This is a genomic window from Arthrobacter sp. LjRoot14, assembly GCF_964253905.1.
GTDB lineage: Bacteria > Actinomycetota > Actinomycetes > Actinomycetales > Micrococcaceae > Arthrobacter.
Genome location: NZ_CAXURL020000001.1, coordinates 20,977 through 40,514, shown reverse-complemented (window position 1 = coordinate 40,514; position 19,538 = coordinate 20,977). Strand labels below are relative to the sequence as shown.

18 protein-coding genes and 1 tRNA gene are annotated in these 19,538 nt (G+C 64.9%); 11 read left to right on the top strand and 8 right to left on the bottom strand.

Going from position 1 to position 19,538, the window contains the following annotated elements; all coding sequences use genetic code 11:
• The first annotated feature begins 66 nt into the window (after positions 1-66).
• From ACSQ12_RS00185 to ACSQ12_RS00175, 3 genes are all read left to right on the top strand, one after another.
• Positions 67-1,104 carry a quinone oxidoreductase family protein gene (locus ACSQ12_RS00185; RefSeq protein WP_436063856.1) on the top strand — a complete coding sequence of 346 codons (1,038 nt, stop codon included), beginning with the start codon at positions 67-69 and terminating at the stop codon, positions 1,102-1,104.
• A 462-nt stretch (positions 1,105-1,566) separates the two neighbouring features.
• Positions 1,567-2,694 carry an L-talarate/galactarate dehydratase gene (locus tag ACSQ12_RS00180; RefSeq protein WP_436063855.1) on the top strand — a complete coding sequence of 376 codons (1,128 nt, stop codon included), beginning with the start codon at positions 1,567-1,569 and terminating at the stop codon, positions 2,692-2,694.
• Between the two features lie 10 nt (positions 2,695-2,704).
• On the top strand, positions 2,705-3,397 hold the full coding sequence (locus ACSQ12_RS00175) for a FadR/GntR family transcriptional regulator (RefSeq protein ID WP_436063854.1): 693 nt from the start codon (positions 2,705-2,707) through the stop codon (positions 3,395-3,397).
• Between the two features lie 19 nt (positions 3,398-3,416).
• Here the strand turns inward: ACSQ12_RS00175 and ACSQ12_RS00170 are convergent, their stop codons facing one another.
• The 5 genes from ACSQ12_RS00170 to ACSQ12_RS00150 form a co-directional block, all read right to left on the bottom strand.
• Entirely contained in the window at positions 3,417-4,238 is an 822-nt protein-coding gene (locus ACSQ12_RS00170) for an ABC transporter permease (RefSeq protein WP_436063853.1), read from the bottom strand.
• Positions 4,235-5,077 (bottom strand): ABC transporter permease, encoded by an 843-nt coding sequence (locus tag ACSQ12_RS00165; RefSeq protein ID WP_436063852.1) that lies wholly within the window; start codon positions 5,075-5,077, stop codon positions 4,235-4,237. Before ACSQ12_RS00165 ends, ACSQ12_RS00170 begins: the two co-directional genes overlap by 4 nt.
• Positions 5,074-5,907, bottom strand: coding sequence for an ABC transporter ATP-binding protein (locus tag ACSQ12_RS00160; protein WP_436063851.1), 834 nt, complete (start codon positions 5,905-5,907; stop codon positions 5,074-5,076). The genes ACSQ12_RS00165 and ACSQ12_RS00160 overlap by 4 nt, the downstream gene beginning before the upstream one ends.
• 5 nt (positions 5,908-5,912) lie before the next feature.
• Positions 5,913-7,010, bottom strand: a complete 1,098-nt coding sequence (locus tag ACSQ12_RS00155) for an ABC transporter substrate-binding protein (RefSeq protein ID WP_436063850.1) — start codon at positions 7,008-7,010, stop codon at positions 5,913-5,915.
• A 283-nt stretch (positions 7,011-7,293) separates the two neighbouring features.
• Positions 7,294-7,376 (bottom strand) — tRNA-Leu (locus tag ACSQ12_RS00150).
• 363 nt (positions 7,377-7,739) lie between these two features.
• On the opposite strand from ACSQ12_RS00150, the gene ACSQ12_RS00145 reads away from it, so the two are divergent.
• From ACSQ12_RS00145 to pknB, 7 genes are read left to right on the top strand one after another with little or no spacing between them, the layout of a single operon-like run.
• Positions 7,740-8,486 (top strand): FhaA domain-containing protein, encoded by a 747-nt coding sequence (locus ACSQ12_RS00145; protein ID WP_209741790.1) that lies wholly within the window; start codon positions 7,740-7,742, stop codon positions 8,484-8,486.
• The gene (locus tag ACSQ12_RS00140) at positions 8,483-8,965 is read left to right on the top strand and encodes an FHA domain-containing protein FhaB/FipA (RefSeq protein WP_011689896.1); all 483 of its coding nucleotides are present in this window, start codon (positions 8,483-8,485) and stop codon (positions 8,963-8,965) included. The genes ACSQ12_RS00145 and ACSQ12_RS00140 overlap by 4 nt, the downstream gene beginning before the upstream one ends.
• A gap of 2 nt (positions 8,966-8,967) precedes the next feature.
• A complete protein-coding gene (locus tag ACSQ12_RS00135) occupies positions 8,968-10,668 on the top strand; it encodes a PP2C family protein-serine/threonine phosphatase (protein ID WP_436063849.1) in 1,701 nt (566 codons plus the stop codon).
• Positions 10,665-12,125: an FtsW/RodA/SpoVE family cell cycle protein gene (locus tag ACSQ12_RS00130; protein ID WP_436063848.1), complete on the top strand. Its 1,461-nt coding sequence runs from the start codon at positions 10,665-10,667 to the stop codon at positions 12,123-12,125. The genes ACSQ12_RS00135 and ACSQ12_RS00130 overlap by 4 nt, the downstream gene beginning before the upstream one ends.
• On the top strand, positions 12,122-13,582 hold the full coding sequence (locus ACSQ12_RS00125) for a peptidoglycan D,D-transpeptidase FtsI family protein (protein WP_209741793.1): 1,461 nt from the start codon (positions 12,122-12,124) through the stop codon (positions 13,580-13,582). The genes ACSQ12_RS00130 and ACSQ12_RS00125 overlap by 4 nt, the downstream gene beginning before the upstream one ends.
• A complete protein-coding gene (locus ACSQ12_RS00120; RefSeq protein WP_436063847.1) occupies positions 13,579-15,411 on the top strand; it encodes a protein kinase domain-containing protein in 1,833 nt (610 codons plus the stop codon). The genes ACSQ12_RS00125 and ACSQ12_RS00120 overlap by 4 nt, the downstream gene beginning before the upstream one ends.
• Positions 15,412-15,419: 8 nt before the next feature.
• Positions 15,420-17,360, top strand: a complete 1,941-nt coding sequence (gene pknB, locus ACSQ12_RS00115) for a Stk1 family PASTA domain-containing Ser/Thr kinase (protein ID WP_436063846.1) — start codon at positions 15,420-15,422, stop codon at positions 17,358-17,360.
• A 77-nt stretch (positions 17,361-17,437) separates the two neighbouring features.
• On the opposite strand, the gene ACSQ12_RS00110 is transcribed toward pknB, so the two are convergent.
• Genes ACSQ12_RS00110 through ACSQ12_RS00100 form a run of 3 tightly spaced genes read right to left on the bottom strand, consistent with a single transcriptional unit; the run spans position 17,438 to position 19,045 of the window.
• Entirely contained in the window at positions 17,438-18,079 is a 642-nt protein-coding gene (locus ACSQ12_RS00110; RefSeq protein ID WP_436063845.1) for an aminodeoxychorismate/anthranilate synthase component II, read from the bottom strand.
• The gene (locus tag ACSQ12_RS00105) at positions 18,076-18,246 is read right to left on the bottom strand and encodes a hypothetical protein (RefSeq protein ID WP_011689889.1); all 171 of its coding nucleotides are present in this window, start codon (positions 18,244-18,246) and stop codon (positions 18,076-18,078) included. The genes ACSQ12_RS00110 and ACSQ12_RS00105 overlap by 4 nt, the downstream gene beginning before the upstream one ends.
• Before the next feature lie 4 nt (positions 18,247-18,250).
• Positions 18,251-19,045 (bottom strand): class E sortase, encoded by a 795-nt coding sequence (locus ACSQ12_RS00100; RefSeq protein ID WP_436063844.1) that lies wholly within the window; start codon positions 19,043-19,045, stop codon positions 18,251-18,253.
• A gap of 176 nt (positions 19,046-19,221) precedes the next feature.
• On the opposite strand from ACSQ12_RS00100, the gene ACSQ12_RS00095 reads away from it, so the two are divergent.
• A complete protein-coding gene (locus tag ACSQ12_RS00095; protein ID WP_209741799.1) occupies positions 19,222-19,476 on the top strand; it encodes a cell division protein CrgA in 255 nt (84 codons plus the stop codon).
• Positions 19,477-19,538: the final 62 nt, after the last annotated feature.

Sequence of the window (19,538 nt, the reverse complement as noted above, 5' to 3'; positions counted from 1 at the left end):
CTGTAGTGATCCAGAGGGTCTTTATCCTGTTACAAACACTGCCAGCCTACGAAGCCGAATCATGGAATGCACGCTCGGACACCCGAGTTAGGCCAAGACATGAGAGCAATCGGAGTGATGACATTTGGCGGACCAGAACAACTCGAAGTGATGGAGGTGCCCGAACCGGTCCCGGGCGTTGGGGACATAAGAATCAGGATTCATGCGGCCGCCGTTAGCCCTACGGACACACTTCTGCGCAGCGGGGCACAAACTGCAATGCTCCAAGCGAAGGGCGTTGTCCCGCCCTACATCCCCGGAATGGACCTCGCCGGCACCGTCGACGCACTTGGGCCGGGGTACCGCGGTCAGCTGCGGACAGGAGATCCGGTTGTGGCCCTGGTCCTGCCCTTCCCGGCCGGCGCCTACGCGGACAAGATCGTCGTGCCCCAGGAGTCCGTAGTGCGCGCCCCACGGGGCATCGGCCTTGCTGCTGCATCCACTGTGCTAATGAATGCTGCGACAGCCAAGCTGGCCCTGGACATGTTGAATCTGACTGCCGGACAGCTTCTTGCAGTCTCCGGCAGCGCAGGCGCAGTCGGAGGCTACGCGATAGAGTTGGCCAAGGCGGCCGGGTTAACGGTTATCGCGGACGCCAAGCCCGAAGACGAAGAGCTGATCCGATCCTTGGGAGCCGACCATATTGTGCCCCGCAACGTTCCCTTTGCAGAAGCTGTCCGCAGTATCTACCCGAAGGGCGTTCATGGAGTCATTGACGGGGCCGTGCTGAACGGGCTTGCCCTGCCCGCCCTCCGCGACGGCGGCCATCTGGCGGTCCTTCGTGCATGGGACGGCACTTCAGAGCGGGGGATCTCCGTGCACAAGGTCTACGTGGGGTCAGCCGTCAAGGAAACCGCCATGCTTGAGAGTTTGGTGCAGGGCGTTGAACAGGGCGTGGTCACACCTCGTGTCGCTGGAATCTACCCGGCCCACGACGCATCACAGGCGCATGCCCGTCTCGAGGCCGGCAACGTCCGGGGCCGTCTGGTCCTCGATTTCAGTCCGACGAATGCGAGCCCAGATACAAGGGCTGCCCAAAAAGTGGTCGCCTCAAAAGCGTTCTGACTGCCCCATCGACTGCTGTGGCTGGTTCCGGGATTTGACTGGCAAAGATGCCCGGCTCAGGGTTACGAGAAGCATTGGGATGCCGTACACATAACCGTTGTCACATCGGATCGCGAAAGGACACCATGGCTAGTCTCAGTATTTTCGCGGAGGACCTGCGGGCAGCGAAGGCAAAGGATCCCGATGCGGGAAGCCTCCAGGGGTGACTTTGTGCGGGCGAGCATTGCTGCAGACAAACCGGCACCCCACCATCGGCAGCTGGGTGATGTTGGGCGTCGCGGCTAAGATTCTGGGTCCAGTGACGGCTCTGGAATGCCGCAATCCCAGCCCCGTGTCGCGGACGAACGACGCCGACGCCGCGGCCGTTTCGTCTGCGGAAAACACTACTTGTAATACAAGTTGATAACTTATAGCATAAGAAGTGCGGGCGATGATGCCCCTTTCCGATTCCGAGGAGCAGCCATGAGCACCGTAGATCTCATTCGCCATGTGAAACTTTCCACCGCCGGGCTTCCCCTCGCCGTGCCGATCAGCGATGCCAAAGTATTCACCGGCCGCCAGAAGCCCATGACCGAAGTGGTGTTCCTGTTCGCTGAAATCACCACCGAGCAGGGCCACAGCGGCATCGGCTTCAGCTACTCCAAGCGCGCAGGCGGACCGGCCCAATACGCGCATGCCAAGGAGGTGGCCGAAGGAATCATTGGTGAGGACCCCAACGACATCGGCAAGATCTACACGAAGCTGCTCTGGGCCGGCGCCTCCGTGGGCCGCTCGGGCGTGGCCACCCAGGCGCTGGCCGCCATCGACATCGCGCTCTACGACCTCAAGGCCAAGCGCGCCGGGCTTCCCTTGGCCAAGCTCCTGGGCTCCTACCGCGACTCGGTCCAGACCTACAACACGTCGGGCGGCTTCCTGAATGCCTCCCTGGATGAGGTCAAAGCCCGCGCCACCCGGTCCATCGATGAGGGAATCGGCGGCATCAAGATCAAGGTCGGCCTCCCCGACAGCAAGGAGGACCTGCGCCGCGTGGCCGGAATCCGCGAACACATCGGTTGGGACGTTCCGCTTATGGTGGACGCCAACCAGCAGTGGGACCGCGCCACCGCCCTGCGGATGGGCCGGCAACTGGAGGAGTTCAACCTCATCTGGATCGAAGAGCCGCTGGACGCCTACGACTTCGAGGGCCATGCCCATCTCGCCCAGGTCCTGGACACCCCCATTGCCACCGGTGAAATGCTGGCCTCCGTGGCTGAGCACAAGGGCCTGATCAACGCCAACGGCTGCGACATCATCCAGCCTGATGCGCCGCGCGTCGGCGGCATCACCCAATTCCTGCGGCTGGCTGCGCTGGCGGACGAGCGGGGTTTGGGCCTCGCACCGCACTTCGCCATGGAAATCCACCTGCACCTCGCGGCCGCCTACCCCCGCGAACCGTGGGTGGAGCACTTCGACTGGCTCGACCCGCTGTTCAACGAGCGCCTCGAAACCAAGAACGGCCGCATGCTGGTTCCGGACCGCCCGGGCCTTGGCGTGTCCCTCAGCGACCAGGCCCGCGCCTGGACCACCGAGTCCGTGGAGTTCGGCGCGTAACCTTGAACGCATGAGCCGGAACCTGACCGCGGACCTCGCCGCCGACCTTCGCACGCGCATTGTTGACGGCGTCATCCAGCCCGGCGACAAGCTGCCCAGCGAAAACACGCTGATCGGCGAATTCGGCGTCAGCCGCACCGTGGTCCGGGCAGCCCTGACCCGGCTGCAGGCAGAGGGGCTGGTGGAAACCGAACGCGGGCGGGGAAGCTTCGCGCTGACCCCGCCCCCGGCCGGTGATCCGCAGGCCCCCGGCGGCCGGCCGGTGACCAGCCTGGAGGACCGGCTCCACCTGCTCGAGTTCCGAATGGGCGTCGAAGCGGAGGCCGCAGCCTTGGCCGCCCGCAACCGGACGGACCGGCAGCTGAGGGCAGTGCAGAAAGCGCTGGAGGACTTCACATCCAGCAGCGGCCACCCGGCGCATGCAATGAAATCGGACTACGAATTCCACAAGGCCATCGCCGCCGCGTCGGGTAACCCCTTCTACTCGGACTGCCTGGCATCACTGGGCCAGACCATGATCGCCATGCCCCGCACCCGGCTGATGACCGGCGACGAACACTACGCCCGCGACCACTTCGACCAGGTGGTCCATGAGCATGAATCGATCTATGCGGCCATCGCGGAAGGCGACGTGCCGTCGTCGTCGGCTGCAATGCGCAGCCATCTGGCCAACTCGAGGCGGCGGCTCCGGGCCGGCCGCTAGGCCACTTCTCGCCGCCCGGTTATCCCGATCCCGATGGCGCCCGGCCGGACCTCCGCAGCATGGCCTCCTCAAGGAGCGCCACCACGGTGTACAGGATGATCGAAACGAGCGTGATTACCAGCACCGATGCCCACACCTCGTTGTTCCTTGCCCGGGACACGGCGGAGATGATGGCGTAGCCGATGCCCTTGCCGGTGGCGAGCCACTCCGCCAGCAACGCGCCGGTGATCGCCCCCGGAATGGAGACCTTCACTGCCGTGAAGAACGCCGGCAGGGACGAGGGCAGCGCAACCTTCAACAGTGCAGTCCAGCGTGAGCCGCCGTAGACATCGATCACTTCGATCATGGCCGGGGACGCCGAGCGAAGCCCGAACACAATCGTCACCAGCGCGGGGAACAGCACCACGATCCCGCCGATGGCAGCAACCGCCGGTTCCTGGCGGCCGAAAATCAGGATGATGATGGGCGCCAGCGCCACGAGCGGAACCGAGCGCAGCAGCATGGCGACCGGCATCAGGGCGTTCTCCACACCACGGAACAACACAAACACACCGGCAATCACAACCGCTCCCACCATTCCCGCGGCGAAGCCCAGGAATGCGTCCACCATGGTTTGGCCGAGGTTCTGCAGGATTGCCTGCCGGTTGGCCTCCGCTGCCGGAACCGAGAACAGGAAGTTGAAAACGTCCAGCGGTCCTTTGCCAACGAACGGCGAGATGTTGAAAACCTTCAGCAGCGCAACCCACAGCAGCAACACCACGGCGAGGGAAACCAGCAGGCCGACGACCGCGCGCCACGCGCCCTTCAGGGCGGCCAGGCCGGCCGCCGATCCCGGTGTCATCCTGCCGCCCGGCGCCCGGAGGACCACGGCGTCACGAATCGAGCCAGCAGCGCAAACACGCCATAGCCGGCACCGGCAAGCAACCCCGCCACCAGGGCAACTCCCCATGCCCTGGCAATTTCGAGGTTCTGTTGCGCATTGACCAGCGCCGGGCCGATCCCGCGGTCCACGCCTCCCACATATTCGCCCAGGACGGCTCCCAGGACGGCGGCCGGAACGGCGATCTTCAACGCGTTCAGGATTCCCGGCAGGGCGGAGATGAGCTGTACCTTGACCAGCTGCTTCAGCCGCCCTCCGCCGTAGACGGCGACGAGGTCCAGGCTTGCCCGGTCCGCGCTCTTGAGCGCTGCCAGCGCACCCACCACGGTGGTGAAGAAGACCGAGATGCCCGCCAGCAGGACGGCCGTGCCTGAGGATTCCCCCCGCGCGGGCGAGCCGATGACGATGAAGGCCAGCGGCCCGATGGCAACGATGGGCAGGCAATAGCTGATCACCGCCAGCTGGGTGACCAGCCGTTCCAGGGACGGAAGCACCAGGACACTCGCGGACAGCAGCAGCGCGGCTGCGTTCCCCCACAGGTACCCCGCAGAAGCTTCCGCCATCGTCACGGCGAGGTTGGGCCAGTAAAACCCGACGCCGTCACCCGCCAGCTGTCCCAGAACTTCCGGGGGCGTCGGTACAGCACCGCCGGAACCGTCCGCACTGGCACCCACCCCGGAAAGCACCGTTGCGGCGGCCAGCCACCAAAGCGCAACCGTGGCTGCCACGCCGATCGCGGCCGCAGCCCCCGGCGGCAGCGGCCGGGCCGCCGTCGTACTTAATTGGAAAGAACGCGTCATGATGATTCCACCTCTTCAAGGGGCGCACCGGCGCCCCCGAACAGGAGTTCGGAGGCCCGGTCACACAGCGCATGGAACTCCGGCGTCCGCATCATCTCCGGGGTCCGCGGCCGGGGCAGGTCCACGGTAATGATCTCCTTGATCCGGCCCGGACGGGCGCTCATCACAGCCACCACATCGGAGAGGAACATGGCCTCCGCAATGCCATGGGTGACCATCAGGGTGGTGGCGGGCTTCTCCGTCCAGATCCGCAGCAGTTCCAGGTTCAGGCGTTGCCGGGTCATGTCGTCCAGCGCCCCGAACGGCTCATCGAGCAGCAGCACCGACGGCTTGAGCGCCAGCGCCCGGGCAATGGACACCCGCTGGCGCATGCCGCCGGACAGCTGGGCCGGCTTGGCCTTTTCAAAACCCTTCAGTCCGATCAGCTCCACCAGGTCGTCCACCATGGCGTGGTCAACCGGAAGGCCGGCCACCTCAAAGGGCAGCCGGATGTTGGACACCACGCTCCGCCAGGGCAACAGCGCGGGATCCTGGAAGGCGATCCCCAGCTCGTGCCGGGTCCGCAGCTCGGCCGGTGTGTGACCGTCCACCGTCACGTCTCCGGTGGTGGGGGTTTCGAGTCCGGCCAGGATCCGCAGGATGGTGGACTTGCCGCATCCTGAGGGTCCCAGCAAGGAGAGGAACGTCCCCTTGGAAGTCATCAGGTTGGCATCTTCCAGCGCCACCACGCTCTTCCTGCCCATCCGGAAGCTCTTGCCCAGGTTGCTGAGCGATATGCCGGTTCCGGAAAGCATTCCCCCGGCCACGGCTTCCGTGCTCACTTCAGTCATGCGTCCTACTTCAGGTCCGGGTTCTCGGCATAGACCTCGTCAAGGAGGCTCAGGTCAAAGATCGCGTCTGCGGTGGTGTCGTAGCCGGCGAGCTTGAGGATCTCGATGTTCTTGTCCATCAGCTCCTTGGATACCGTGAACAGGCCGTTGCTGTCCGTCTCCGGCGTGGCAATGAGCTTGGTGTTCTGAGCTTCCGCCTGGCCCTTTTCCTTGGCAATGGTCAGGCCCAGCTCCTTGCCATAGACCTCGACGGCGAGCCGGGCAGACTCATCCGGATCGGCCAGGGCGTCCTTCCAGCCCTTGATGGTCGCCGCCAGGAAGGCCTTCAGCTCCGGCCTCTTGTCCTTGATGGACTCGTCCGTGACCACGAAGCTCTCGGCAACGAAGGGCAGGCCATTGTCCGCAAAAGGCAGGACCGCCGTCTTGTGTCCGCCCAGTTCAAGCGTGAGCACTTCGTTGGTCAGGTACGCGAAGAACCCCTCGACGTCGCCGTTCAGCAACGGCTGCGGATCGTATTGCACCGGTACCTTGGTGACCTTTGACGGGTCGATCTTGTTGACTTCCAGGAGGGCATCGAACAGTGTTTCGTTCACGCCGGCCTGCACGCCGATCTTCTTGCCCACAAGGTCCTCCGGGGCAGTGATCGAGTTGGCCGCCAGCGAAACGATGGTGAATGGGTTCTTCTGGTAGGTGGAGCCGATGATCTTCAGCGGCGCTCCCTCGTTGAGGACCACCGGAGCCACTCCCACGGGCGACGACGTGCCCACCAGCGCCTTCCCGGAGAGGACCATGGTCTCCGCCGAGGCCCCTCCCGGACCGCCGGCGATCAGGTTGACGGCGCTGAAACCCGCGTCCTTGTAATAGCCCTTGCTGTCGGCAAAGTACTCGCCGGCGAACTCCGCGTTCTTCAGCCACGACAGCTGCACCTCCAGGGTGCCGAAATCGGCCGCCGCGCCTGAAGCCGTGCCTGAGGCAGCCGGGGCGGCGGATCTCGACCCGCCTCCGCAGCCGGTCAGTGCCACCAGCGCCGCCGATGAAAACCCTGCCAGCACCATCCGCCGCGATGGGCGCGGGGCGCCTTTGTCCGAACTGAAAGCCGTCATTCTTCTTCTCCAAATCGGGAGGCGGTCAGGTATGCAGGCGGCCTCGCAGGCCGTCAGGCTCCGACACTATGGAACGGTTGTTTCAGGAATCAGCCCGAGCCGTTTCAGCGAAGTTAACTGTCGTTTAGCAGCAGGGGCGCTGGTCCCGCAGGCGGCGGGCGGGCTGCGGGCTGCGGGCTGCGGCTGCGGGCGGCGGGATGCGCTGGATAATGACGGTCCCGTCAAAAAGGGCCGCGTTAACGCAAAAGAGCCCCGGTCCTAAGACCGGAGCTCTTCATTTGCGTGCGCGAGGGGGGATTTGAACCCCCACGCCCTTTCGGACACTGGCACCTGAAGCCAGCGCGTCTGCCGTTCCGCCACTCGCGCGCAACTTCTTTCACCCGACAGGAGCCCGTTTTCCGGACTGCCAGCCTCGTAAAAGCAGCGAGATCAAGCATAACGGACAACCACGGCAAAACACCAATCGGGCTCTGCGGCTGCCCCTGCGGGCCGTATCGTCCCGCGCTCTGCGCCCCGGATATGCCCGCGGAATGGCGCAGTCCGCCCCGGATCGGCCCCAGCCGATCCGAACTATTCTCCCCGCCCCGGCGTTGTGCATTAAGGTCATTCACAGCCCCGCCCAGTAGTATCAGGTGTAGGAGTGCCCGCCCCCGGCGCACTTCCGGCAGTGTTGTGAACTGAGTTCCGAGTCGTGTGCTGCCCCGCAGCCGTCAGGAGAGGAGAGATGCCATGGGAATGCTGGACAAAGTCGAGCGCGGCATCGAAAAGGCCGTCCGCGGTGTCTTCTCCACCGGTTCGCGGGCCCAGGTTGAGCCTGTGGAAATCGCCAGCCGCCTCCGCCGGGAGGTGGACCACAAAGCCATCACCATCGCCGCCGGGCGCACCCTCGCACCAAACGTGTTTGATGTCCGCCTCAGCGAAGACGACTTCAAGCGCGCCCAGGAGTGGGGCACGCCCCTGGCCGAAGAACTCTGTGATGTGGTGATCAACCACGTACGCAGCCAGGGCTACACACTTCAGGGTTCAGTCCGCATTTCCTTCCGGCGCGACGGCGAAATCCGCGCCGGCGATTTCGAAATCGATTCAAGGACGGAAAAGGCCTCCGGTTCTGCCGCGGCGCCTCCCGTGCCGCGGAACAACGTGCCCGCTGCGCCCAGCCGCCAGCCCGTGCGGCTTCAGCCGGTCCTGGACATTGACGGCCAGCGCTACTCACTGAACGCCGCGTCGATCGTGCTGGGCCGGTCCTCGGAGGCGGACATTCTGGTGGACGACACCGGGGTCTCGCGCCGCCACCTCGAAATCCGCACCACGAACGGCACTACAGAGGCCGTCGACCTGGGATCCACCAACGGCAGCTACGTCAACGGACGCAAGGTCGTCGGCAGCGTCGACCTTACCGACGGCTCCACCATCACGATGGGACGGACCAAAATCATCTTCCGCCTTTTGCCCGCCAACTCCGGTGGCCGCCCGTGAGCGAACTGACTATTACGGCCCTGCGGTTCGGGTTCCTCCTGCTGCTCTGGGTCCTCATCTTCAGCATCGTGTCCGCCATGCGCCGCGACCTGATGATCGGCAGGAAAGCCGCAATGGGCGCTCCCACCGCCCGCCAGGTACGCAAGCACCCCGAACTGGCCGAAACCGCACCGCCGCCCGCGAAACAGCAGGCCCGCCAGCTGGTTGTCACGGAGGGTCCGCTTAAGGGCCACACCATTCCCCTCGCAGACAGCCCCATCCTGCTTGGCCGCGCCCAGGAGGCCACGCTGGTCCTGGAGGACGACTACGCGTCAGGCCGACACGCCCGGCTCTTCCCGCAGGGCAGCCGCTGGTTCATCGAGGATCTTGGCTCGACCAACGGCACATACCTGGCCAATCAGCAGCTCACCCGAGCCCTCCCGGTGGAGCTCGGTGTCCCCGTGAGAATCGGCAAGACGGTCATCGAATTGAGGCCATAGCCGTGGCCGTCCCGGAAATCCCCGCCGACAAGGGCTCCACCCCGACGCGGCCGCTCATTATGCGCTACGCCGCCCGCTCTGACGTGGGGCGAATCCGAGCCAAAAACGACGACTCCGCCTACGTCGGCCGCCATCTGGCCATTGTGGCGGACGGCATGGGGGGCCATGCCGGTGGTGACGTGGCTTCCGCGGCAACCGTACTGGACATGCTCCACCTGGACCACGGCCACTACGACGGCGATGCCGGGACCGTGCTGGCGGATGAAATCCAGACCGCAAACTCCCTCCTGTCGGAACTGGTCCACATCAATCCCAAGCTCGCCGGCATGGGAACCACCGTCACCGCGCTCCTCCTGGCGGAAGGCAAACTGCACTTCGCCCACATCGGCGACTCCCGCGCCTACCGGCTCCGCAACGGCGAATTCAAGCAGATCAGCGTCGACCACACTTTTGTGCAGAGGCTCATCGACGAAGGCCGGCTGCGCCCCGAGGAAGCGGAAACCCACCCGCACAAAAATGTCCTGATGCGGGTTCTGGGCGACGTCGACGCCAGCCCGGAACTCGATCTGGCCACCCTTGACGTCGAACCCGGCGAACGGTGGCTGCTGTGCTCGGACGGCCTGAACTACGTTGCGGGACACGTCGTGGAACGCACGGTCCGCGAAACCAAGGATCTGCGCGAATGCGTCGAAACGCTCGTTGATCTCACCCTTGAAGCCGGCGCACCGGACAACGTCACGGTCGTCATGCTCGAAATCGCGGAACAAACGCCCGACGACGTCCGCACGGCCGCCGTCGAGATCGTCCCGCCCCTTGCCGGCGCGGACGAGACGACAAAGGCCGACTCTCCGGACAAGACGGTCACTCCGGCCACTCCAGCCGACGCCCTGTCCCCGGCCCCGCTTCCGCAGGACGCCACGCCGAAAACTGCCGAACATACGGGCGGCACCGACTCCGGCGGAGACGAGGCCGGCTCCGGGCCGGCATCCAAGCCGGGTGAACCAAGCACCACCACGGACCCGCATCTGGGCGAGCACCTCTCTGCAGCCGTCCTCCGGGAGGAACTTTCCACACGTCCCCACGAGCTGGTCGGCGCCGCCGCCGCCGCTGCCGAATCCGGGTCCATTCCCACGATTGCCGGCCGCACCGTCGCGCGCCGTGCCGCGACCGTCCTTACCCACAAATCGGATCAGGACCGCGAGGAAACCGACGAATACAAACCCGCCGCCAAGCCGCGCCGCTGGGTCACGATCGCCACGGCGGCGGCCCTGCTCGTCATCCTCAGCGTCGGACTGTGGCTTGGCTACGCCTGGACCCAGACGCGGTACTACATCGGCGAATACGATTCGCGGGTTGCCATCTACAACGGCGTCTCCCAGCGTCTGGGACCAATCCAACTCTCAACGCTGGAGACCGTAACGGACATCCGCATGTCCGACCTTCCGGAGTTCTCGCAGCAGCGGGTCCGCCAGACCGTGCCGGCACGCGACCTCTACGACGCACAGCGGATCGTCAAGAACCTCGACCTGACCGGGACGACGTCTCCGGCGGAGGATTGCGCCAGCGCCTCAGCCAGGCCCACTGCCTCCCCAAGCGCTTCGGGCGCCGCGCCAGCTCCCGGCGGCACGGCGGCGCCCCCCGGATCACCGTCGCCGTCCGCTACCCCCAGCCCGTCCACCAAAGCTTGTGAGGAGGCCAAGTGACACAGATTGAGCCCACCCCCAAGCCGCGCAGGAACACCGAACTGGTACTCCTGATCCTTGCCCTGGCCGTGGGCATCGGCGCCAATGCCCTGGTGGGCGTGGACCAGGAAAAAGCGTTCGACCAGGATTTCTGGTTCCAGTCCAGCCTGCTCGCTGCCGCCGCCCTCGTTTTCCATATCGTGCTGCGGATCCGTGCTAAATATGCCGATCCGGTTATACTTCCACTGGTTGTGGCCCTTAATGGCCTGGGCTTGGCCATGATCCACCGGCTGGATGCCCCGGGGGAGGATACAGGCAACAACCAGCTCCGTTGGACCCTGATTGCCATGGCCGTGGCCATCGCGGTCATCTGGTTCCTCAAAGACCACCGGATCCTCCGCCGGTTTACGTTCATATCCTTGGCCGCCAGTGCGCTCCTGCTCATCCTGCCGCTGATCCCGGGCATTTCGGCCGGTGAAATCCTCGGTGCCCGCGTCTGGATCAAGCTGGGCCCGATGACCTTCCAGCCGGGCGAAATCGCCAAGATTACCTTGGCCATATTCTTCGCCGGGTATCTCTCCTCCAACCGGGACCTGATTCTCCTCGCAGGCCGCAAACTAGGCCCGTTGCAGTTCCCGCGGGTCAAGGACATGGGCCCGATGATCACCGCCTGGCTGGTGAGCATCGGAGTGCTGATCTTCCAGCGGGACCTCGGTTCCTCCGTGCTGTTCTTCGGCCTCTTCATTGTGATGATCTACGTGGCCACGAGCCGGATCAGCTGGGTAGTGATCGGTGTGGCCCTGATCCTGGGCGGCGGATATGTGGCCTCCAAAGTTTTCTCACACGTTGGCCTCCGCATCGACGGGTGGCTGAACGCCTTCACGGATGAGGTGTACGGGCGGCAGTTTGGCGGTAGCTTCCAGATTGTGGAAGGCCTGTTCGGCATGGCCAACGGCGGTCTCGTGGGCACCGGCCTTGGCCAGGGGCGCCCGAACCTGGTCCCGTTTGCCAACAGCGACATGATCATCGCTTCCTTCGGCGAGGAACTCGGCCTGATCGGGCTCTTCGCGATCGTCCTGATGTACCTGCTGCTGTTCACACGCGGGTTCCGGGCGGCCCTGGGAACACGGGATGCCTTCGGGAAGCTGCTGGCCTGCGGCCTGTCGTTCGCCATCGCGCTTCAGTGTTTTGTGGTAATTGGCGGCGTGACGCGGCTGATTCCGCTGACCGGGCTCACCACACCCTTCCTGGCTGCCGGCGGTTCCTCGCTGCTGGCCAACTGGATCATCGTGGGACTGTTGCTAATGATTTCGCACGCCGCCCGTGGCCCGGTGGACACCACACCCATGCCGCAGGGTGCCGGGCCGGGCGAACAGAAGCCTGTTCCGCCTTCCCCGCCGCGCCCGGCCAAACAGCCCGGCCGGAAGCCCTCGTCCGCCCATCCCGACGCGCCAACTGAAGCGGTGAAACAGCTGTGAACCACGCCATTCGGAATTCATGGATTGCCGCCGTGGCCATGTTCGCGCTGATCTTCGGCGCCCTCAGCTATGTGCAGGTGGTGGGTGCCGACGAACTGCAGGCCAACCCCTGGAACAAGCGCGCCATCCTACAGAACTACTGCAACGACCGCGGAGCTATCATCGTGGGCGGAAAACCCATCGCGCAGTCCGTTGCCGCCTCGGAAAGCTGCAAGTTCCAGCGCACCTACACCGAGCCCGAACTGTACGCCGGCATCACGGGGTACTTTTCGAAGAACTACGGCGTCACAGGTTTGGAAAGTTCCCTCAACGAGCAGCTCGCCGGCAGCTCGGACCAGCTCTTCCTGGACCGCGTGGGCCAGCTGTTCCTCGGCAACCAGCCGAAGGGCGCCTCGGTGGAACTCACGCTGGATCCGGCGCTCCAAAAGCTGGCCTACGACTTGATTCCAGACGGCCAGCGCGGCTCTATCGTGGTGACGAACCCGAAAACGGGTGACATCCTGGCCATGGTCTCCAAGCCGTCCTATGATCCCAACCTGATCGCAACCCAGGACGCGGCTGCCGAGGCTGCGAATTTCAACGAGCTCAACAAGGTCCCCGGGATCAACCTGAACCCGAATGTCAGCGGTCCAACCGGTGCACTTTTGGCGCCCGGCTCGGTGTTCAAGCTGGTGGATACGGCCGCCGCGCTCAGCTCGGGCAAGTACAACAAGGACAGTGAGCTGCCCAACCCCGCCGAGATGAGCTTCCCCGGAATCCAGTACAAGCTGCCGAACTACGCCGGGGGCAACTGCTACACCCAGAACACGGCGAGCTTCGCCTTCGCGCTGCAGCAGTCCTGCAACACACCGTTCGCGTCCATTGCCCGGGATCTGGGCCAAAAGGCCATAGCCGACCAGGCCGCGAAGTTCGGCTTCGGGGAGGACCTGGGCGACCAGCTGAAACTGGATTACGCAAAGAAGGCGTTCCCGGAGGAGGAGCTGGACCCGGCAGGGCTCGCCCAGTCCGCCATCGGCCAGCGCGACGTACGGGCTACTCCGCTGCAGATCGCGCTGATGACGTCCGCCATCGCCAACGGCGGAGTCCAGATGAGGCCCAACCTGATCAAGACGGTGCGGTCCCCGGACCTGAGGGTCATCAGCGAACCGAAACCAGAGGTTCTCCGGACCTCCACCAGCCCGGAGATTTCCCGGCAGATCACCGAATGGATGACCAGCGTAGTCAGTGAAGGCATCGGCCGCGGGGCCGCCGTGCCGGGCGTCCAGGTGGCCGGCAAGACCGGCACTGCCGAGCTGGGAACCGACGGCTTGAACAATTCATGGTTTACCGGGTTCGCCCCGGCCAACGACCCCCAGGTGTCGGTGACCATCGTCATGCAGGGCGTGGACATCACCACCGGTGCACAGCTAACCAGTCCGAACGCGAAGAAGATTTTTGAGGCGGTGTTGAATAAGTGAGGCCTACATCAGGGATCACCCTCGGCGGGAGATTCCAGCTGACCACGCGTATTGCGATTGGCGGGATGGGAGAAGTCTGGAAGGCCAAGGACCTTATCCTTGGCCGGATTGTCGCCATCAAGGTGCTCAAAGAGGAGTACACGGGCGATCCCGGGTTCCTCCAGCGCTTCCGTGCCGAGGCTCGCCACACGGCGCTTCTGAACCATGTCGGCATCGCCAACGTCTTTGACTACGGTGAAGAGGAGGGATCGGCGTACCTGGTGATGGAGCTGGTCCCGGGCCAGCCACTGAGCAGCATCATCGAACACGAACAGGTCCTTTCGCCGGACCGGACGCTGTCCATGATCGCCCAGACAGCCCGCGCCCTCTCGGTGGCCCACTCACAGGGCCTGGTGCACCGTGACATTAAGCCCGGCAACCTGCTGATCACCCCGGATGGCCGCGTCAAAGTCACAGACTTCGGCATCGCCCGGCTGGCGGACCAGGTCCCGCTGACCCAAACCGGTCAGGTCATGGGCACGGCCCAGTACCTCGCACCGGAGCAGGCAACCGGACAGACCGCCACCGGCGCCTCGGACATCTACTCGCTCGGCGTCATCGGCTACGAGTGCCTCACCGGGCATCGCCCGTTCTCCGGTGAATCGCAGATCGCCATTGCGCTTGCCCAGGTTAATGACGCGCCGCCGCCGCTGCCGGAAACACTGCCGACGCCGGTGCGGGCCCTCCTGATGTCCATGCTCGCCAAGGATCCCAAGAACCGCCCGGCCAACGCCATCAAGCTGTCCGAGGCAGCGGAAGCCATCCGAAACGGTGACATCGCCGCTGCGCATGCCGCCGTTCCCGGAATGCTGCTTTTCGAAGCGGCCACGGGGCCAATCACGGCTCCGGTGGACATTCCCACCGCCGCCACCGGCGTCATTGAATCACCCGAAAAGGACAAATCGACGACGGCGACTTCCGCGCTTCCGGTGGTCGGCGCCGCGGGCGCCGGTGCGGCCGCAGGACTCGCCGCCGGAGCTGCTGCCGGGGCAACCGGTCCGGGCAGCACACTGTCACGCGCCGACGCCCTGGCCGCCCAGCGCAGCTGGGACCAGGAAGAGGAGCAGGACCGCTACGACGAACCGGTGGACGAGCCGCAGCGCAAGGGCCGGAGCCCGTGGACGTGGCCGCTCATCGCCCTCATCGTGCTCGTCCTCTTCGCACTGGTGGGTGTCCTGCTTACCCAGGCAGGCATCTTCTCCCCGTCCGGTCCGGCCGAGTCCTCGTCCACGTCGAGCAGCGCCAAGCCCAGCAGCACCAGCGCCTCACCGACGTCCACTTCGGCCAGCCCCACACCCAGCAGCGCGAGCCCGACGCCCACTCCCACGCAGTCCACCCCGGAAACCATCAACCTGATCCCTGATGCCTACCTGGGCCAGCCGTACAACACGGTCCGCAGCCAGCTCGTCGGCCTGGGATTGACCGTCAAGGGCGACCCGGTCTTCAGCGACGCAGCGCAGGGCACGGTCACCAACATCGAGCCTTCCGGCCCGGTAGCCCCGGGCGAGACCATCACGGTCACCTACTCCAAGGGCCCGGACCCGAGCCAGGAGTCTTCGGTGCCCGCGATCGGCGTTGGCAGCTCCGAGGCCCAGGCGCAGAAAGCGATCGAAGACGCCGGATTGCGCTGGGTAAAGGGAGCAGACGTACCCGGCAGCGCCGGGCAAAAAGCCGGCACCTTCGTCAGTTCAGAGCCGGGCGCCGGACAAAAGGTACCCGCCGGATCCGTGGTGACCTACCACCTCGCCGCTGAACCCGTGCCCACCCCGAGCACCTCGACGACGAACTAAGGCGCACCGTGCCGAACTCACCCCGTCTCCCGTCGCACAGAGAGGACAGCCTCCCAGTGAACACCCAGCGCGTCCTCAACGGACGGTACGAACTCGGTGAGCTGATCGGCCGCGGCGGTATGGCGGACGTCCACCGAGGCGTTGACACCCGGCTGGGCCGGACAGTGGCCATCAAGCTGCTGCGCCCGGACCTTGCCCGGGATCCACAGTTCCAGGCACGGTTCAAGCGCGAAGCCCAGGCCGTGGCCGCGTTGAACCATCCTTCGATCGTTGCCATCTACGACACCGGGGACCATGCTGTGCCGGGCGGGCCCGAGGACACGGTCCGGGTGCCGTACATTGTGATGGAATTCGTGTCCGGGAAGACCCTGAGGGATCTCATCCGGGCGAAGGAAGTCAGCATCGACCACGCCATCGACTTCACTCTCGGCGTGCTCTCCGCGCTCGAGTACAGCCACCGGGCGGGAATCGTGCACCGGGATATCAAGCCCGCAAACGTGATGTTCTGCGAAGACTCGGACACCATCAAAGTCATGGACTTCGGGATTGCCCGGGCCATGGCCGATTCGTCGGCCACCATGACCCAGACCCAGGCGGTCGTTGGCACGGCGCAGTACCTTTCCCCGGAACAGGCACGCGGTGAAACCGTGGACGCCCGGAGTGATCTGTACTCCGCGGCGTGCCTGCTGTACGAAATGCTGACGGGGCGGCCTCCGTTCATCGGTGACAGTCCAGTATCAGTCGCCTACCAGCACGTCCGCGAGATTCCGGAACCGGCCAGCAGCCTCAACCCCGAGGTGTCGAAAGCCCTGGACAGCGTCCTCTCGAAGGCCCTGCAGAAGAACCGTGCTGACCGTTTCCAGGATGCGGCCGCTTTCCAGCGGGCACTTCGAGCGGCCCGCAACGGCATCCCCGTTCCTGAGGTGGCGGCGGGCGAGGCCCCGACGGATCCCAACAACACGGTCCCGGCCGGGGAACGGACGGCCCTTGCCGCGCCGTACTCGCTGACGGGGGCAAGCTTCCTCGATGATTCACCGAGCGGCCGGCTCCGGCCCGTCCATGACACCCTTGGCGACGACCAGGCGATTCCCGCGCAGGTTTACGAACCCTCGGAGTCCAGCGATCTTCCCCTCGGGTTTCCGCCGGAACGTGAGCGCACCCCCCGGCAGAAGTCCCGCCGTCGAACATGGATCGCCACCTTGGTGATCTTCACCCTGCTGGTCCTGGCCGGCGGCGGCCTCTGGCTCTACAACATGATGAACCAGGTGCCCCCTCCGGTGGCGAAGGTCGATGTGCCGGCCGTATCGGCGCTAACGGAGTCCGAGGCGCTGCAGCGGCTGTACAACGCCAGGCTGAGCCCGCAGATCACCAGGCTGCCGCACGACACCATCACGAAGGGCACAGCCATTGGCACGGTGCCGGCCGCCGGCACCGCCATGGAACCTGACTCGAAGGTGACCCTGAACATCTCCGACGGCCCGAGCGCCGTAAAAATCCCGGACGACCTGCCGGGGCGGACCGAAGCAGCGGCCCGGGATGTTCTTCGACAAATCGGCCTCGCCGGCGCCCCCGGAACCACCATGGCCAACAGCGCCACCGTTCCCACCGGAATCGTGATCACTACCAAGCCGGCGCCGGGCCAGACGGTCGCAGTCGGAAGCACCGTGGAAATCGTGGTGTCCACCGGCAAGGTGGCCATGCCAGAACTCCGCGGACTGCCCAGGGCGGAGGCCGAGACGGCGCTCAAGAACCTTGGACTTGGCATCGACGTGAAGGAAGTGGAGAACTCCGAGGTTGAACCGGGAAAGGTGACCGAGCAGAGCGACGCCGTCAACTCGCTGGTGGAGCAGGGCAAAACCATCGCCATCGTTGTTGCCAAGGCGCCGGCGCCCAAGCCCACACCAACCCCGACGCCTACGCCGACTGAGACGAGCCGTACCCGGGGATAGCCGCCCCGCGGCGCCCGATGAGTTGCCTCCCGAAGGACCGTACGGGCCGTCTCCCTGACTTCAGTACTGCGCTGACGTCAGTGCTGGATGAGGGGGCTCAGTTTGGCAGCCCGCTCGGCCGCGCCGGCCATTCCGAGTGATTCGAGCCAGTTGCCCAGCATCTGGTAACCGCCCTCAGTGAGGACCGACTCCGGGTGGAACTGCACGCCACAGAGCGGTGCCGTCCGGTGCTGCAGGCCCATGATCACGCCGTTTGCCGTCTGGGCTGTGATCTCGAGGATGTCCGGGATGGTTTCGCGGACAGCGGCCAGGGAGTGATACCGCGTGGCAGTAACAGGGGAGGGAAGTCCCGCGAAGACGCTGGCTCCTTCATGCCCAACAAGGGACGTTTTGCCGTGCATCAGCTCCGGCGCGTGCGTCACAGTGGCTCCGTAGGCCTCGGCCAGTGCCTGGTGTCCCAGGCAGACGCCGAACATCGGCTTGTCGTGGCTGCCGCACCATTTGATCAAGTCAATGCAGACCCCGGCCTCCGCAGGGGTGCCGGGACCCGGCGAGATGAGGACGCCGTCGCGCGCGTCCGCCATCTCGATTGCCTCAGCAAGGGTGACGTCGTCGTTTCGGACCACCGTTGTTTCGGCGCCGAGCTCCTGGAGGTAGCCCACCAGGGTGTAAACAAAGCTGTCGTAGTTGTCTACGACCAGGATCTTGGTGGTGCTCATTGTCGAGTTACTAAACCAATCGTTGAGTCGGTGAACTGGGTGAACTGTGACATCCAGGGGAAGAGGAACTGAACCATCAATACCAGCACGCCGGCCAGCAGCACCAGTGACGTAGCAATCCTGAACCACAGCGGCCCGGGCAGGTGGCGGAAAATCCATCCGTACATGGCGTCAGCCCTTCCCTAGTGCCTTGGCCACCTGGGCCGCGATTTCTGCCGGTGGTCCAGCCGAGGCGGGCTGCCAGTGGTCCAGCAAGGAATAGGCAATGATGCGTTCCTGGGAGCCGAAGCGCGGATTGCAGCTGGTCATGGTGAGGTAAGCCTCCGTGGGCCGGGCGGCGGGCTGCGTGGGCACGGGGAGCAGCACATCCGTGGCCGACGGAAGCACGATCTGGTTGTTCCTGAAGACGTAGACATAGAACCCGTCCCTGGTTTGGACGTAGATCTTGTCCCCAGGTACCAGGGTGTGGATGTTGTCCAGGACCGCTCCGTGGGTCTGGCGGTGACCGGCCACAGCAAAGTTGCCGGTTGCCCCTGGCATCGCCGTGTCGTTGTAGTGGCCAAGGCCCAGCGTATCCAGGACATCCGTGGAGGTTCCCTGCACGATGGGCCGGGTGTAGTCCGCCCCAAAACGGGGGATGTACATGATGCCGATGGTTTGGCCGTGACCGGGCGCTTCGGCGACCTTCGGCGGACCGTAGTCGGTCGGGGCGGGTGTCGGGGAGACAGGCTCATCGGATGCCGCGGGAGCCGGGGTACCGCCCAAGTCCTGGGCAAAATTCCGGATCGTCTCGCTCTGCTTCGCATCGGACTCCACATTGGTCCACCAGAGCTGCCATGCGACAAACAGGAGCAGGATGACTCCCACCGTGATCAGCAGCTCACCAACGATCTGGACGACTTTCCGGAGAACCCCGACGCCGCGTGCCGGCACGGCAGCAGTCGTCTCCTTCTCCAGCAACACCACGTGGTCTCCTCAATCGGCGGCCTGAACTGGCGCCGGTGTGTTCTGAACTACAGCTAGAATTGGCTGCTAGTAAGAATTCAGACCTGACCAAGGGCGCCAACCCCGCCGGCATATTCCTTCCTGCAGGATATCAAGCCGGAGGCTCCGCCCTTGATTCAGCCCGAGGAGGAGGACCCGTGCCCGAGTCAAAGCCACGAAAGAAGACCGCTGCCGCGGAAAAGCCGGCTTCTGTATCGCAGGCATACAAGCCGAACGCGGTGTGGTTCAAGCCCGTCATGTTCGGCCTGATGATCCTCGGGCTGCTGTGGATCATCACCTTCTACATCAGCGAGGGCGCCCTCCCGGTCAGGGATTGGGGATCCTGGAACATCGTGGCCGGATTCGGCATTGCCATCGCCGGATTCTTGATGACCACCCGCTGGCGTTCCTAGCCCCAGGCTTCCGTTTGGCCGGCACCGCCCGGCAAGCACCCCGCGTTTAACGAAAAAGTCGG